The sequence below is a fragment of the Epilithonimonas sp. UC225_85 genome, assembly GCF_042695135.1.
Lineage (GTDB): Bacteria > Bacteroidota > Bacteroidia > Flavobacteriales > Weeksellaceae > Epilithonimonas.
Map to the genome: position 1 here is coordinate 1,872,432 of NZ_CP170547.1, position 18,318 is coordinate 1,890,749.

The following is an 18,318-nucleotide window of genomic DNA, read 5'->3' on the forward strand; positions in this document are numbered from 1 at the left end:
AGATAAATATGAGTTTGTAATCATTAAAGAAAATAAAATTGTAGAATCAATTGATTTTATGATGATTGTGGAAAAGTCTTCTTTACTAAAGAGGACTTTTTTAGTTAAATTTGTTAATAAAAAACTAAGTAACGTGAAGTCAATTGTTAAAAAAGAGATATTTAATCAGATTGTCAATATTCAAAATGATAAAGAATTAAGATATTTTTTAATACAAAATAATATTAAGGGAGTAATTGTCTTTTCAGAGGTCATTAATGGAAAAATTTTAGGTATTGAATTTACATCAGATTTAGAATTCGAAGATGATGAGATTATTTTAGATAATGTAAACTATGATATTACTTTTAAAGATCAATATTTTAATAAAATCATAATTAAAAATAATGTTAAGAAAAAATTTGTTTTCGATGATATAAAATGTAAAAATTTTAATTCTGACAGCAATAACTCAATAACGTTAGAATTTATCAATTTTAAAGTTGATAACGTTGAGATTGAAAAAGATAATTTTCATCGAATTAATTTCACTAATACTACAATAATTAATACGGTCGATTTATCGGAAAGTTTTTCAAATTTTTTTTATGTTGAAAATTCACATATAGAAACCATTGAAATACAAAAATGTGAGATTGATTATGACGGTTTTTATATTAAATCTTCAAATATTAAAAGAATTCATATAAATGAAAAATCACAAATATCTCACTTTGATATTTCAGAATCTACAAAACTGGATTATTTTTCTGCAAGTGATTCATCAATTAAAAATTTTGAAATTTCAGAATCAAAACTTATTAGTTTACATTTTTCAGTTTTAAAATTATATGAATTTAGAATTGATAATTCAGAAGTAATAAATATTAACATATATCTTACCAATATAAATAGAATTTCTATTGATAATAAGTGTAAAATTGATGGGATTATAATTCAAAATCAATCAAATATAGGTTTATTATTAATTAAAGATAATTGTACAATACATCAAATTTCTATTAATAAAAAAACAAATGTTTACTTAATCAATTTTAATAAAAATGTTATAATCAATTATATTGAATCAGATGATGAATGTATATTGGGTGATTTCGACATTTTTGATTGTACAATAAAATCTTTACAAATAAGTAATCAAAAAAATTCATATAATATTCAAAATTCAACAATAAATTTATTGAAACTTAGTAATTGCGAAATTCATTCTTTGAATATATTAAATGGTTGTAAAATAGAGGGATATATTGTCAGATCAAAGATTAATAAGTTAGAATTTAAACAGGTTTTCATTTTGAGAGATACTTTAATCTCTTTTTCTTCTTGTGAAATTTATTCAATCTTAATGGAAGAATTTTCCGTCATTGGAAATCTTTATTTTAGAGATTTGAGAAGATTGACAAAACCATTGGATAATTGGTCGGATATAAATAAATATACGTTTAAGCCAAATTTACTGATTGATGATGATGAAAAATTCTATTTTAATTCTAAAAAAATAATATTAGAATATATCAAAAACAAGATTCAAGAGAACAATGATTGGATTTATAATTCTAATGAGATTGAAGAGAGTATTTTAGAAAAACAGTTAGTAGAGGAAATTTATGACGTCTTTGATAAATCTAAAATTATTGAGTTGATCGATAGATTAAGAGATGCTCAAAATATTAATCTTTCCGCATTTGAAAGATTTATTTTAAGAAAAATAAGAAAGTATAATAGTGAGAAAGGAAAATCTAATTCATACATAGATAGAATTTACGAGATAGTAGATTTTATTTGGAATGTCTTATCAAAGATAAAACTTATTGATTTAGAATTCCAAAATATACACAAACCCATATTCAGAGTTTTCCATTCATCATTAGGAAAAACAGAGTTTTCTAATTGTGAATTAAATCAATTCGAATTTCAGTATTGTAATTCAAATTTTTTAGAATGTGTTCTTCTTGGAACTGAAGTTCCTGAACAAAATTTGAAGATTCTAAAGAGTGATAAATTTGTTATTGACTACAAAGAATTAAATATGAATGATAAGATTAATTATTACTATCAAAAAACTGATTTCTACAATCAATTTAAAAAAGTTTTTGAAAGACAAGGTAATATATATGAAGCGGGAATATTTAATTCTAAATGGTCAGAAAATCAAGAAAAGTTATTATTAATAAAAATAAATCAGAATGAAGATTATTTAAGTACAACTAACGACTTTAATAGTTTTATCAGAAGTATTAATCTATTTTTTTATGGTAATAAGGAAAAAGTTATGGATGTCTTTACATTTAATCTAAATAGAATTTCCAATGGACACGGAGAAGATTGGATAAAATCATTAAGATTTATATTGATTCCTACTTTCATAATCTTCATTTTTTATATTTTGAGTATTAGATATGATTTTAGTGTCAAATATCTCAATTGTTCTTCGGGATTGACTTTTGATAGTGATTTATTTAACTACTTTTTTATAAATCTAAAATATTATTTTGAGTTTCTAAATCCTGCAAGAAAATTTGATTTTATTAAGTTAAAAGACGGAGAATCATTGAGTTTTTGGAGTTCATTATGGGATATAATAGGAAGGATTATTGTGAGTTTCGGTATTTATCAACTAATTGTGGCTTTTAGAAAAAATGCAAAAAAATAATATGAAATACGACAACGATTATATCAGAAAAGAAGCAGATGATAAACTGAAAGGTAAATTAAGAAATCTCTTTCTTCAAAATAGTATGAAGTTAAAAGAACATTCAGCTTCAGCAGGGGAAGATAATGGAACAGATTTTTATTTTGATATAACAAATGAAAAGGAAGAACATATATTTTTCTTTAGAAACCAGAATAAAGGAACTTTTAATGAGTTACCAATTATAAAGACTAAAGAGGATTTAAATTTTGGTAAAATATCGCATTCAATTAGCTTAAGAAATGCAATCAACTATTACACTGAATTTGATGAAGCAATTGTTTTCACTTTATGCGATTTAAATACTAATATAATTTATTGGTATGATATACAAAATGATATTACTTTAAAAGAGAGAATTTTACAACAGAAAAATAATGGTATTGATTCGATTCAGATATATATACCAACAGAAAACGTACTAAATGAAAACACATTCGACGAGTTTCTAAATAAAATTGAAAGTGCAAAATTAGTTCAATTTAGAAAGAAGAATATTTTAAGTGAAAATTATGAAGCAGATTATTCAAAAATAGAGGATGAAATAAGAGATAAAAATATCATTGATAAAGTGGATTATACAATCAAATTATTTGATGGGATAAAAGTTCTTCCTACTAATGTAATTTGTAAATTATTTCCATTTAGAGGACCTGATGAGAATAATACTTATGTAAGAGGATTTAACTTCTATACTGATAACGAAGAGTTATTTAATTTATTAGAGAATCTTACATTGTCAGATAATCATTTAATACTAAAAATAGATAAAGTTTTTGTAGAAAATCAAAATGAAAAATTAAAAAATATAATTTCGTTTTTATTAGTAAATCATATTTATCATATTGGGTGGAGAGGAAAAGGATATAAGGATCAGATATGTGTACATAGATTATTTCAATATAGTGAGTGTGATTGTGAGAGATGTAATTTAGAAAGGTTAAACATTAAAAGATCAAATGAATTATTAAATGAGACCTCTGATGATAATTCTCTTTATGGAACTTTACGAAGAGGATACACCTATTATCTTTTAGGAGATTATAAAAGTTCAGTTGATGTTTTTTACAGTATCTACGATGAAAATGATAGATTGAATAATCCTATTAAATATACCATATTGACATATAATCTAAGTAAACTTAGAAGATTAATTAAATGGACTTATTATGGAGGTGATGAAAAGCAACTTCTACAAAAATTATCTGCAATAAATTTTGATATTGACGAACCATTAATAAAGAAGAAAGCTCCATATTTTTTGGAAATTTTTAAGAATATTAAAGAAAGAAAATTTTATGATGATACAAAATACAGTATAGATGAATGTTTTTCTGAAATACAACAAATTTCTTTTGGAGATAAATATGGTAATACTTATAGTGATAATAAGTATGAAGAATTGAAGTCTTCTTTTTTACGGTTTAAATCTTATTTAGAACATAATTTTTTAATATTTAATCATTATTCCGAATATAGTCAATTATCAAAAAAAATATTAGAAAGCTTATTTGGTTTATATACTTTAAAAAATCCTGTTACTGATAAATACGAAAAGTTTGATTGGACCATAATAGAAATGTGGATTTTTAATGTTGATGAAAAGTTTACAAAATATTTATTAGCCAAGTATAATATAAAAAAAATAATCTTAGATAAAGATTTAGAAATTCCAAAAAGAATAAATAAATTAATATTAAATCTTATTGATTCGAATGAATATTTGGATAGTTTAGGAGGTTTATTTAAACCGATTAAAATTGATAAAATCTTAAATAAAATATTAATTATAACTTCTTTGTTAGATATTGAATTTAGAGAAAAAGAAACAATATTATCTAATGTTATAAATCTTAGTAAGCTAATAAAAAATAAACATTATATTCCATTTGATGAATTTGTGAATTTCATTGATAAGAATGAAAATGAAATCAGTAAAACTCAAATAAGAGAGATTTTGGACTTATTTCTTTGTGACGACCATAGTAGATATGGTTTTGGTAGATCAATTAATATTTATGTAGAAAAGTGTACAGAATCTGAGATAGAATATTTTATAAAAACGGTTTTGAAAATTGATGATTTAAAAGATATAGAGTTAGATTTAGAAAATAGATATATTGGAAAATTATTTTATTCCTTCACGTTTTTAAATGAGAATCTAAGAGAAAATATTAAACTTAAAATCATCAAAAAGTTAGATGAAAATTTTGATGATAAACTATATGATTTAGGAATTATCTATGATTTAATTGACTTTGATGAAAATTTATTTAAAAAGTTTATTTCTACAGTTCCTGATATGTCTAAAAAGGAAGATGAACATTATTTCAGAGATTATGAAAATATACGTTTAGGACAGATTATAAACTTAGTTTTCAAATTTAACTTAGAATTTAGTGAAGAATTAACCGATTTGTTAAAAAAATCTCATAAAAAATATTTTGAATATTACAGTTGGTTAATGGATATTGATAATTATGATTATTCAAAGTTTAATCCGTATTGGATTTTAGAATACCGAACAATATATTATTTTCAAAGATTTAAAAAATCAGAAAAATTGAAAGAGGAATTATCTAAAAGTTTGAATGAAAATTATATTGAATCCGTTGCTAAAATTTACTTTGAACAATTAGTGTAATTTACCAATTGGATACTAAATATTTATAACACCCCACAAACAGTAAAGAGAAACTTTCTGTATCGGGAAATAAATTAGCTTTTCTCTGGTTTCTTTTTCTTTCTTTTAGTTGATTATCAGGTATTTAGATAAATTTTATTTTCTCTTTTTGGAGTTTATTTATATATTTGTACACCTTGAGCTATTAAAAACAGCTATGAGGTGTACATTTGTACACCTCAAATAAGCCTATTTTCTCTAAACTGATAATTCATCAATTAAGATAGAATCCTGAAAAATCCAAACATTTGACGGAAAATTTAGAGAGAATTACCCAAGAAAGTAATTTCTTTTTTAAAATTAGAAGTATTAGATTCAAACCAATTATTTGATGATCATAATATTGTTTAAAACAATCTCTAAATTATTATCTGATAAAGATTTGCTTAAATTGAAAAAGATTGTAGAAATATTTAATTCTTAATAAACTTTAAAGTCTGGGAAGATTTTCCATCATTTATCCTGATAGAATATATACCTGCTGAAAGTTTCTGTACATCAATATTTTTAGCTTCTGAGGTCAGGATTTTTCGTCCGTTTATATCATAGATTTCGCTGTTTACATATTCTGCTGATTTGATAGTCAGAACATTTGAAACTGGGTTTGGATAGATGCTGATGTTGATTTTTCCATTAAAATTCTGAGAAGAAAGCATAGATTCTCCACCTGCAAGATAAAGTAAAGTGTTCTCTGTCAGTTTTTTAACATTTTGATTGCCACCGCCCGGAGCGTACCAGTCGTAAACACCTGAACCATACCAGAAAATTGTTCCGTCGCCGGAATTTCTCGGGTTGAATCTCGCTGCCTGTATTTCTGTTCCGTCACAGTTTTCCAGAAGGATTTCTGCATTCAGTGTGTTTTGAAAAATTTGTCTTCTTTGCCCAATTGTTGAGCTGGCACCGCCTGCATCGTCATAGATTCTGCCCCAATTCAGGTTATATTGCAGTGCGCGGTTTTTCTTTTCCGTTCCTACACCTAAAAATTCTATGCTTTGAGATGTGTTTGTACAGCTTACGGAATTTGTGCTTATTCCCTGCAGAAGAATCGGAGTAGAACTTCCGCTCCAGTTGGTTCCCCAGGCAGCAGATGAATTTGCGGGATTTGCAGCGGTATCACCAAATGATTGGTTCGGTCTGTATTCCCAGGGATTATTAAGCCCTTCAAAAACGCCAAATACTTCCAGGCCTTTCCCTGCGAAATTTCCTAATAGCAATTTCTTCCCGGACTTATAATATTGTTTTATTTTCCACATAAAGTCATCTTCCAGTTGTCCGCATTGCCCGTTCCATTGGAATCCTGCCTCTCTCAAAAGACAATGCTTATCACCATTTCCTTCCGTAGTTCCTCTCGGCCATTCGTTCAGTCTTTCTGTGTAAGTTGCGCCGTCGCTCTGGATCCAGACTACTTCATAACCGCTGATGTCCGCACCTTCTGCTACATCCTGAAAAGAAAAATAATTTCCTGTGATATTAGCCGAATGTGATGGAACAAAAGTTTCCATAAACCAAACCGCCGCCGCTCGGTCATCGTCATAAGTCAATCCATCATTGGCAGTAGGGATATTACTGTTGTAAACGTCGGCCTGGCCGATAAAAGCTATTTTTTTTGTCTGTGCATTGACATTAGCAAAGATTAATCCTGCAAACAGGCTTAGATAAAGTTTTCTCATAATTTTTTAGTTAAGGGTTGGTATTATTTTCTTAATGATTTTAATCGTTACAGATTATTTTTAACTTAATTTTCATTTGTCCTGTTCCAAATGTATTGGCAAACTGAGGTTGACTATTTCACTTATTGTTCAAAATGTTTTGATTTTGTTTTGAGAAATGAAATTCAATGTGGAAAGCTTTATTCATCAATGTTTATTGATTGCTGATCATCTGAAAGTTCTGCAGAGTTTTATATGGATGTTACAACACTTATAGAATTGTAACATTCGTACTTTGTCATTCAAAAGACCTGATATTCAATCGACAAAAAATAGCTCGACCAAAAATTGCGGGTGTGAAACATCTTTATTAATATTGTGTTAATATGTCCACGAAAAAAGTTTTTAACGAATTGGGTGTTTCTAAGGTTTACACGATTTTATTTTTGCTTCTGATTATTTTATCGGCTTGTAATGACGTTTCCGAAAAATCAGACAAAATCAGTATCGGCTTTTCTCAAGGTTTGGGAAATCACCCGTGGCGACAGTCGATGAACCACTCGATGGCAATCCAGGCTTCCTTACATTCTGAAGTGGATTTGAATATCAGCAAAGCTGATGGTTCCATTAAAAAACAAATTAATGATATTCAAACGATGATTGACAGTGGGGTAGATGTCATCATAATTTCTCCCATCGAACCCAATTCATTGATTCCAGTTGTCGAACGAGCATTTGATCGTAAAATTCCAGTGATTTTGGTCGACAGGAAAATTAATTCTTCCAAATATGCAACATACATCGGTGCAGATAATATTGAAATTGGAAAAGAAGCAGCACAATACATCCTTTCTGATTCTAAAATTCTGAAAAAAGTCATTGAAGTAAAAGGTGACGATAATTCTTCTCCAACAGTTGAAAGGAGTTTGGGTTTTCAGCAAATCATCAAAAATAATCCAAATACCGAACTGATAAAAACATTCAAAGGTCTTCCTGCAGAGGCTTTCAGGAAAACACTGGATTCTTTGGGCAATCAAAGTGTGTATGTTTTTGCTTTTAATGATGAGCTTGCTTCACAGGCCTGGCAGGTCGCAAGGAATGAAGGCGTGGAAAATCAAATCAAATTCATCGGTGTTGATGGCCTCAATACCAAAGACGGCGGAATCCAGATGGTTTTGGATGGGAAACTGAACGCAACCCTACTTTATCCTACAGGTAGTGCAGAAGCAATTGAAACTGCAATCAAGATATATAATGGACAAACGCCGCAGAAGCGCATTAAACTCGGCACTACCATTATTGACAGATTGAATGCCGAGATTATGCGAAATCAGTTCGATAAAATTATCGAGCAGCAGGGTGTGATAGAAAATCAGGTCAGCGCCGTGAAAAAGCAGACCGAATTGTATTCTTCCCAAAAGGAACTGTTCCGATGGTCAGTCGTCTTGCTATTATTAATGTTTTGTCTTGTAGCTTATGCTATTTACCTGATTTATGCCATTAAAATAAAGAACAAACAGCTAACTCTTACAAATGAAAGAATCACCATACAGAGAAATCAGATTGAAATGATTGCCGATGAACTAAAGAAGAGTAATGAAGCGAGAGTCAACTTTTTTACCGGTTTGTCACACGAGTTCAAAACACCTATAACGCTGATTCTAAGTTCTTTGGAATCGCTGAAGGATACTTTTAAAAGCAAAGGAACAAAACCGTCTTATGAAATTGAACTTATCAATAAAAATTCTAACCGGTTACTCCGGTTGGTTGATAATCTTTTGGATTTCAGGAAGGTAGAAAATAAAACGTTCAATCTCAGAGTTTCTAAAACCAATATTTACGATTTCACTTATGGTATTTTCCGTGATTTTGAGAACGAGGCGAAAAAACGGAATGTCAGGTTTGAAATTCACTCTGCCAACAAAAATCTGGAACTCTATATCGACCGTAATCTAATGGACAAGGTTTATTTCAATCTGTTGTCTAATGCTTTCAAATTCACTCCGGACAACGGGAAAATTGATATTACAATTCAGGAAAAGGGAAATCAGGCAGTCATCATTTTTAAGGATAACGGTATTGGTATTCCGGAAAAAGAAATCGTCAACGTTTTCGAAGCATATTTTAAAGGCTCTAACAATCGGAAAAACAGCTCTGGAATAGGGCTTCACCTCAGTCAGCAATTTGTGGAACTTCACCTTGGAAAAATTGAGGTCAGTTCTTTTCAGGGTACGGAATTTATCATAAGTCTCTACAAAGGAAACAAGCATTTTAATGAAGATCAAATGGTCAAAGAACCGAGCGTAACAGATGCTGATACTTTGGCAAAAGATGCAGTTTTTACGGAAATAGAAAGTGAAATTTATCCATCCAATCCGGACAATCAAACTGAAAGGTATTCTTTGCTTTTGGTGGAGGATAATTCGGATTTATCATTTTTTCTCAGTAATAAATTAAAATCTGAATTCGATGTAATGGTTTCCGACGGTACAGATGCGGTTGACAAAGCATTGGGCGAGATCCCCGATATTATCGTTTGCGATGTGAACCTTCCTGACAAAAATGGTTTTGAAATCTGCGAAATCCTGAAAAATGACTTGAGGACATCGCATATTCCTGTCATTTTGCTTACAGCTTTGGATAATAAAGAATCTTATCTTCAGGGACTAAAATCTGGTGTAGATCTGTATCTTACCAAGCCGTTCAGCTACCCGATTCTGATTCAGTCTTTGCACGCATTGCTTTACAACCGCGAAAAGCTGCGCTATTACTATACCAATAATATTGGCAGGATTGTGGACAGCAAATCATTTGGTAGTATCGAACAGAATTTTGTCAATAAGCTAAATCAAATCATTCAAACCAATATTGACAACGCTGAGTTTTCCGTAGAAAATCTGGCTGACCTCCTAAATATCTCACGAATACAGCTTTACAGAAAAATTAAAGCGATGTTTGATGTAAATGTAAGCGATTATATCAGCAACATCCGTCTGGAGAAGGCCAAATCGATGCTTCAAAATCCCGAACTCACTATTTCTGAAATCGCCTACAAAACAGGATTCTCGTCCCCGAATTACTTCTCCACTGTTTTTAAAAACAAGTTTGGAGTTTCGCCCAATGTATTCAGGAAGAGTGTGGGAGAAGAGTAGTCTTAATTTTAAATACCTTAATATGGTTTAAGCTTTGCTCGTTAGAATAAAATACAATTTTTACAATCCTAAAATTCGTCTTAAAAAAATCCGAGTTTAAATTTCTCTAATCTAACGACAATTCTTAGTCAATCTCCTCAAACCAATAATCGTTCACACGGTATAAAATGCTCAAAAACCACGTAACAATTTTGTAGATTGATGTTACATTTTTGAATCATTAATATAATTTTTTGCAATAATTAAATTTTAATATTTTGATTATCAATGAATTAAAAATATTTAACAAATAATTAACCTTGACGAAATATTTTGTTACATAATTAGACCTTCGGATTATCATCTCAGGATATATTAGCCACAAACAAATTAATAATTCTTTATATGAATAAAATTTTGATGTGGTCCGTTACCGCAGCGCTGGCAGGATTTCTCTTTGGGTTTGATGTGGTAGTGATATCCGGAGCCGATAAAAAACTACAGTTACTCTGGCATAGTTCAGATGCTTTTCACGGAGCAGTAGTAATGGGAATGGCATTATGGGGAACGGTTATTGGAGCTATCTTCGGCGGAATCCCGACTAATAAATTCGGACGAAAAAAAACACTTTTAGCAATTGGTATTTTGTATGCCCTGTCAGCAATAGGAACGGCTTTTTCCAATGATCCATATATGTTTGCATTCTTTAGATTTATGGGCGGTCTGGGCGTAGGTGCATCTACTATTGCCGCTCCGGCCTATATTTCTGAAATTGCTCCTGCAAAAGACCGTGGCAGACTGGTTTCTTTATATCAGTTCAATATCGTTTTAGGAATTTTAGTAGCGTTTTTATCCAATTATCTACTCAGCGGAATCGGTGATGACGATTGGCGCTGGATGCTCGGGGTGCAGTCGATTCCGGCAACGATATATACTTTGTGTGTTTTCATAATTCCGGAAAGTCCAAGATGGCTTGTTTCTAAAGGTAGAATGGACGAGGCCAAAAAAGTAATGGAAATCGTGAGTCCCGATCAGGATTCCGAAACAATTATTACTCAAATGGAGTACGATCATGCCGATACGCCACAGGAAAACATCTTTATGAAAAAATACCGTTTCCCTTTGATTTTGGCTTTCCTTGTTGCTTTTTTCAATCAAATGTCGGGTATTAATGCGTTTTTGTATTACGCCCCAAGAATATTTGGAGAGGCAGGTCTTGGCGAGAAAACATCACTTCTTAGTAGCATAGGCATCGGGATTGTCAATATGGTTTTTACTTTGGTTGGTGTCAATCTTATTGACAAAGTTGGAAGAAGAACTCTGATGTTAATTGGCTCCATAGGATATATTATTTCGTTGGGACTGGTTTCTATGGCCTTCTATTTCCATTGGACTGGTTTGGCGATTCCTATATTTTTGTTCCTGTTCATTGCTTCGCACGCCATAGGTCAGGGAACAGTGATTTGGGTTTTCATTTCCGAGATTTTTCCAAATCATCTTCGCGCATCCGGACAGGCTTTTGGAAGCTCCACGCACTGGGTTTTGGCAGCGATAATTCCGTCGCTCATTCCAACATTATTCTCAATCATAGGAGCTGGAACTGTATTCTTAGTCTTTACAGTGGCAATGATGTTCCAATTATTGTTTGTCATTTTTATGATGCCCGAAACAAAAGGTGTTTCTCTGGAAAAACTCAGCAAAACATTAACTAAAGATTAGATAAATTCTTTCAATCACTTAATTGTGATAAACAAGAAAATAACTCAATGAAAAAAACATTATCAACATTAATTATTGCTGCTGTGATGCATTCCGTTCTAAATGCACAGTCGAATTCCAAACCATCGGAAGAACAGCTTTACCGTCCTGATTTTCACTTCACGCCCAAGAAAGGCTGGATGAACGATCCTAATGGACTCTATTACAAAGACGGCGTTTACCATCTTTTTTTCCAGTATTATCCCGACGGAAACAAATGGGGACCGATGCATTGGGGACACGCTACAAGCAAAGATCTTGTAAAATGGGAAGAACAACCTATTGCTCTTTATCCTGACGATCTAGGCTATATTTTCTCAGGAAGTGCTGTTGTGGATAAAAACAATAATTCCGGTTTCGGAGATTCCAAAAATAATCCTGTGGTTGCAATCTATACCTATCACAATCCTAAGCTTGAAAAAGAAGGCAAAATCGGTGTAGAATCTCAGGGAATAGCTTACTCTTTCGACAACAGTAAAACTTGGACAAAATATAATGCAAATCCTGTTCTCAAAAACCCCGGAATCCGTGATTTTCGAGACCCGAAAGTATTTTGGGATTCCAAAAGACAACAATGGGTGATGGTTTTGGCGGCACAGGACAGAGCACATCTCTATACTTCAAAAAACCTGAAAGACTGGACTTTTCAATCAGAATTTGGGAAAGATTTGGGTGGTCACGGTGGCGTTTGGGAATGTCCTGATTTATTTCCATTGAAAGTTGAAGGTTCAAACGAGGAAAAATGGGTACTGATTGTCAATATCAATCCAGGCGGACCAAACAATGGCTCTGCAGGTCAATATTTTGTCGGAGATTTTGATGGTAAGACATTTAAAACAGATGAGCATTTTACCAAACAACTTAACAAAGAAAAAGCAGCCTGGCTGGATTGGGGTAAGGATAATTATGCCAGTGTTTCGTTTGATAATGTTCCGCAGGACAAGAGAATTATCATTGGCTGGATGAGTAACTGGGAATATGCACAGGAAGTTCCAACAGAAACTTGGAGAAGCAGTATGACCGTGGCAAGGGAAGTTTCCCTCAAAAAAACAAAGGAAGGTTATATTCTTAAAAATGTTCCTGTTGCTCAGCTGAAAGAATATCAGGGGAAATCAATTAAAAAAAACATCAGTGTAAAAGCTGAAAGCCAACTGATCGGTAAATCGGAAATCGACCTAAGCAAATCCGTAATCGACTTGGATTTGAAAAAGATGAGTGCAGGAAAATACACTTTCACTATTAAAAATACCTTGGGGGAACAATTGACTTTTTGGATTGATAACAAAACAAAAGAACTGTTCATAGACCGTTCCAAATCAGGTAAAACTGGTTTCGGAAAAAATTATGCAAAGCCTGTTACCAAAGCACCTCTCAAACAGCTATATTCCAGCGTAAAAATGAAGTTGGTTATCGACAAAACTTCCATCGAAATTTTCTTCAACGACGGCGAAAAAGTTTTGACCGAAATCTTCTTCCCAAACGAAAATTTCTCAGAGCTGACTTTATCGACAGATACAAAAGGAAGTTCTTTGAGCATCAATGCACATCAGCTTAACATCAGATAAAAAAAACTATATCATAATGAAGAAATATAAAATTGCAGTTGCCTTTTGTCTTCTTCCATTTTCCTATGTTTTTGCACAGGAAATTGTCAAGGGAAAGGTGCTTTCGCCAACTCAGAAACCACTGAGAGGCGTTACCGTTACTGTTTCAGAAACCGGCGCAAGTACAATAACAGATGGCAGCGGAACATTCCAGATAAATAATTTGAAAAAAGGGAACACGTTGGTTTTCACTTATCCCGATTATTCCACTCAGGAAGTTGTTGTGGATGAGAAAACTATTTTCAATATTGTTCTTGCCGCCGATAAGGTAAAGAATATTGACGAGGTCGTAGTAACTGGATATACCAAGCAGAAAAAGGCGGACATCACTGGTGCTGTTTCCATCGTTGATATGAAAGATCTGAACAAACAGGGCGAACCCAATCCAATCAAATCATTACAGGGAAGAGTCGCAGGTGTGAATATTTCTACTGATGGCTCGCCTTCCGGTGGAAATACCAAAGTCCTCATCCGCGGTGTCGGAACTTTGAACAATACAGACCCGCTTTATGTGATAGACGGAGTTCCCACAAAAGCAGGAATGCACGAATTGAATCCCGCTGACATCGAATCAATGCAGGTGTTGAAAGATGCCTCATCAGCAAGTATATACGGTTCCAGAGCGGCAAACGGCGTCATTATCATTACCACAAAAAAAGGGAAAAAAGGCAAGATGAGAATCGACCTGAATTATTACACCGCCTTTTCCCAATATGCCAAAAAAACAGAAGTTCTGAATGCAAAACAGTTTGGACAGGTGCTTTGGCAGGCAAATATCAACGACGGTCTGAATCCTAATACCAACAATCTAAGCTATAATTTTGATTGGGGCGTTCAGAATGGTATTCCGACGCTATACAACAGTTTCGTTCCTGAATATCTGGATGCTGCAAAAACCATCAAATCGGCTAATACGAATTGGTACGATGAGGTTTCTCAGACCGGTGTTGCCAATTCATTGGATGTTTCGGCTTCCAGTGCTTCGGAGAAAGGTTCGTACTACTTCTCGATGGGTTATTATGATAATGATGGCATCGTGAAGCTGACCAATTTCAAAAGATTGTCTGCACGTGTGAATACCTCTTATAATTTCTTTGATGGAAAATTGAGAATCGGGGAAAATTTCACCTTCAACAAAACCAATGAACTGATGGATCCTGGTGTTTTGGACCCAGCTTTGAGAGCGTTACCGATTATTCCTGTTCATACTGTGGATGGGATCGGCTGGGGTGGTCCGGTAGGCGGGATGAACGACCGCCAAAACCCTGTTCGACTTTTAGAATATAACAAAGACAACGGCTACCGCTACCAACGGTTTTTTGGAAACGTTTATGTGGAATTGCAACCCGCGAGAAACCTCACATTGAAATCCAGTTTTGGAATCGATTTTTCCAACTATTATAAAAGAATGCTGCAAAGAAGCTATGTTTCCGGATATCTTCAGAACAAAACCAATGCTGTAAATATTGACCAGTCGGATACTGAAAAATGGACCTGGACCAACACTGCTCAATACACTGCCAAAGCTGGAAATCATCATTTTGATTTGTTGGGTGGAATGGAAATGTACAAAGATACCTACAACAATACGTGGCTCAGAAAAGAAGGATTTCTTATAGAAACACCGGATTATATGTATCCTGATGCCGGAACCGGAGATGCCTTTAATGGTGGAAGTTCTACTTATTACAGCTTGTTGTCGTACTTCGGCAAGTTCTCTTATGATTATGACAACCGTTACCTGTTTTCTGCAACAGTACGTTATGACGGCTCGTCAAGATTCGGAAAGAATAACCGTTTCGGAACATTCCCAGCATTTTCGGCTGGTTGGAGAATCAACAAAGAAGATTTTGCAGAAAAGGTGATACCATTTTTCTCAGATTTAAGGTTAAGAGCAGGTTGGGGACAGACGGGAAATCAGGAAATCAGTAACTCGGCAGTATATTCCCTTTATATTGCCAATTATGCAGGCGGAAATCCGACTTGGGCAACTTCTTATGGAACTGCATATGATATTTCCGGTGTTGGTAGTGGTTTGCTGCCTTCAGGATTTATTGCTACCCAGACGAAGAATGATGATTTGAGATGGGAAACTACCACACAAACCAACCTTGGTTTGGATTTCGGATTTTTTAATCAGAAGCTGACGGGAAGTGTAGATGTTTATAAAAAAGATACCCAGGACATTCTTGTGTTACCGCCATATCTGGCTGTGATTGGTGAAGGCGGAAATCGCTGGATCAACGGTGCTTCTATGGAAAACAAAGGGATAGAGGTTGCTTTGGGATATCAGGACAAAACTGCCGGTGGATTTGGCTACGAGATTTCAGGGAACTTCTCGATGAACCGCAATCAAATCACCGAGTTGCCACAATCGGTTATCAATAATTATGGCGGAAATGGGACTACAGATAATATTCTTGGAAGACCGATCAACTCAATGTATGGTTATGTTGCCGATGGACTTTTCAGAACGCAGTCCGAAGTTGATAATTCTGCAACTCAATCAGGAAAAGGTCTAGGAAGAATCCGTTATGCTGATTTGAATGGTGATGGTACCATAGATGACAAAGACAGAACTTGGATAGGAAACCCAAATCCGGGATTTATGTACGGAATCAATCTTAATTTCTATTTCAAAAACTTCGATTTATCAACCTTCTGGCAGGGAATAGGCGATGTGGATGTCATCAATTCCAAAAAGTACCAGACCGATTTTTGGAGCGTAGATGATGTGGGTTCCAACAAAGGAACAAGGCTTCTTAATGCGTGGTCGCCACAAAATCCAAACTCTGATATTCCGGCGCTTACAACGGTTGACAGCAATGCGGAATCCAGATTTTCCTCATATTATGTAGAGAATGGAAGCTATATGAAATTAAGAGTTTTACAGCTGGGTTACAGTATTCCGAAAGATATTTTGGAGCAATATAAAATTACCAATTTCAGGATTTATATCAGCGCACAGAATCTTCTGACCATCAAATCCAAAAGCTTTACAGGCATCGACCCGGAAACACCGGCTTTCGGTTATCCGCTTCCGTTGACCATCAATTTTGGAGTTAACCTATCCCTTTAAATTTTAAAATTAAAACAATGAAAAAATATATACTTCTAACAATAGCCTCCGCATTTTTGCTTGGAACAGCTTCCTGCAACGATTTTCTAGACAATCAGCCAAGAGGCGTGCTTTCCGAAGCAGATGTGGTGACACCTCAGAATGTCGACGGATTTGTGGTGGCAGCTTATGCAGCAATGGGGAATGACCATTACGACACACCTTTCAGCCTTTGGCCTTATGGAAATGTGCGCTCAGATGATGCCTACAAAGGCGGTAGCGGAACTAATGATATCCAGACCTTTCACTTTTTTGAAATCTCCAATAACATCCGTTCAGATTTTGGCGAATTGGATCGTCTTTGGTCCCTGAATTATGTCGGAATAGGAAGATGCAACAAAGCAATTGCCGCATTAAACCAGCTTTCCGATGCTCAATATCCAAACAAGCAGAAGCGGCTTGCTGAAATGAAGTTTGTAAGAGGTCATTTTTATTTTTTACTTAAAGAACTTTTCAAATATGTGCCTTATGTGGACGAAAATACGCCGATTGATGATTATCCTAAAATCTCCAACCGTGCAAAAACAGATCAGCAGCTTTGGGACGCAATAGCTTCCGATTTTGAATTTGCAGCCGCAAATCTCCCATCAACGCAATCCGAAGTAGGAAGACCAAAGAAAACTGCGGCATACGCTTATCTTTCCAAAGTAAGATTGTACCAGGCGTATGAGCAGGACGATAATTATACGGTGACTCAAATCAATCCGATAACGCTTCAGAAATCTATTGACGCGGCCAATCAGGTGATTGGAAATTATACATTGGAATCAGATTTTGGGTACAATTTCCTTCCGGGAACGCACGAAAACGGTCCGGAATCCGTTTTTTCCATTCAATATTCCGACAACGACGGAACACTTTTCGGGAGACTGAATTACGGCGATGTGCTGTCTTTGCCACAAGGTTTGGGCTGTTGTGATTTTCACAAGCCAAGCCAGAATCTGGTGAATGCTTTCAAGACAACACCCCAGGGATTACCGATGTTCGATACCTATAACGACACAGATTTGAATTACAATCAGCTTAATAATTATAAAGTTGATCCAAGACTTTACCATACTGTTGCATTGCCTGGATTGCCCTGGAAGTACGAGGAAAATAAAATCTATCAGGAAAGCTGGAACCGAAGCCCTGGAACTTACGGTTACTACGCTTCATTAAAGGAAAATGTACCGGTAGGCTGTGGTTGTACTGTGAATGTGGACCCTTTTTTATGGCAATTCCAAAAACAGAATCATCATCCGTTATTCCGATGTTTTGCTGATGAAAGCCGAAGCGCTAATCGAGCTTGGACAAATTGATGCAGCGTTGCCACTAATTAATCAGGTAAGACAGCGTGCTTCGAACAGTACTGTTTTAACCGGAAGCTATACCACCAACAATCTTATCAGCCAATATCAGCCGGGTGTCAATTGCACTTGGAATCAGGATTTTGCAAGAAAAGCTTTGAGATGGGAACGCAGAATGGAATTTGCTATGGAAGGCAGCCGTTTCTTCGATCTTGTAAGATGGGGAATTGCTACAACGACTATGAACACTTATTATTCCGTTGAAAAGACAAAACGGTCTTATTATTCTCAAGCAGGATTTGACCACGGAATTGAAGAATATTGTCCTATTCCATTGGCTCAGATCAACTTCAGCCAAGGCTTATATAAACAAAATAATGGTTATTAAAAATTC

General features: G+C 34.0%; 9 protein-coding genes. 8 read left to right on the forward strand and 1 reads right to left on the reverse strand.

The window, feature by feature from the left end; all coding sequences use genetic code 11:
• Nucleotides 1-58: 58 nt before the first annotated feature.
• Nucleotides 59-2,653: a hypothetical protein gene (locus ACFJGY_RS08775; protein ID WP_379962984.1), complete on the forward strand. Its 2,595-nt coding sequence runs from the start codon at nt 59-61 to the stop codon at nt 2,651-2,653.
• A gap of 1 nt (nt 2,654) precedes the next feature.
• Nucleotides 2,655-5,336 carry a hypothetical protein gene (locus ACFJGY_RS08780; protein ID WP_379962986.1) on the forward strand — a complete coding sequence of 894 codons (2,682 nt, stop codon included), beginning with the start codon at nt 2,655-2,657 and terminating at the stop codon, nt 5,334-5,336.
• 452 nt (nt 5,337-5,788) lie between these two features.
• Here ACFJGY_RS08780 and ACFJGY_RS08785 read toward each other — a convergent pair whose 3' ends face one another.
• A complete protein-coding gene (locus ACFJGY_RS08785; protein ID WP_379962988.1) occupies nt 5,789-7,045 on the reverse strand; it encodes a DUF4960 domain-containing protein in 1,257 nt (418 codons plus the stop codon).
• Nucleotides 7,046-7,410: 365 nt separating this feature from the next.
• On the opposite strand from ACFJGY_RS08785, the gene ACFJGY_RS08790 reads away from it, so the two are divergent.
• The 6 genes from ACFJGY_RS08790 (at nt 7,411) to ACFJGY_RS08815 (ending at nt 18,312) form a co-directional block, all read left to right on the forward strand.
• Nucleotides 7,411-10,176, forward strand: coding sequence for a substrate-binding domain-containing protein (locus ACFJGY_RS08790; protein ID WP_379962989.1), 2,766 nt, complete (start codon nt 7,411-7,413; stop codon nt 10,174-10,176).
• Between the two features lie 384 nt (nt 10,177-10,560).
• Nucleotides 10,561-11,874, forward strand: coding sequence for a sugar porter family MFS transporter (locus ACFJGY_RS08795; RefSeq protein ID WP_379962990.1), 1,314 nt, complete (start codon nt 10,561-10,563; stop codon nt 11,872-11,874).
• 47 nt (nt 11,875-11,921) lie between these two features.
• The gene (locus ACFJGY_RS08800; RefSeq protein ID WP_379962992.1) at nt 11,922-13,478 is read left to right on the forward strand and encodes a glycoside hydrolase family 32 protein; all 1,557 of its coding nucleotides are present in this window, start codon (nt 11,922-11,924) and stop codon (nt 13,476-13,478) included.
• A gap of 16 nt (nt 13,479-13,494) precedes the next feature.
• A complete protein-coding gene (locus tag ACFJGY_RS08805) occupies nt 13,495-16,596 on the forward strand; it encodes a SusC/RagA family TonB-linked outer membrane protein (RefSeq protein WP_379962994.1) in 3,102 nt (1,033 codons plus the stop codon).
• A gap of 17 nt (nt 16,597-16,613) precedes the next feature.
• On the forward strand, nt 16,614-17,936 hold the full coding sequence (locus ACFJGY_RS08810) for a RagB/SusD family nutrient uptake outer membrane protein (RefSeq protein ID WP_379962996.1): 1,323 nt from the start codon (nt 16,614-16,616) through the stop codon (nt 17,934-17,936).
• A complete protein-coding gene (locus tag ACFJGY_RS08815; RefSeq protein ID WP_379962998.1) occupies nt 17,899-18,312 on the forward strand; it encodes a RagB/SusD family nutrient uptake outer membrane protein in 414 nt (137 codons plus the stop codon). Before ACFJGY_RS08810 ends, ACFJGY_RS08815 begins: the two co-directional genes overlap by 38 nt.
• Nucleotides 18,313-18,318: the final 6 nt, after the last annotated feature.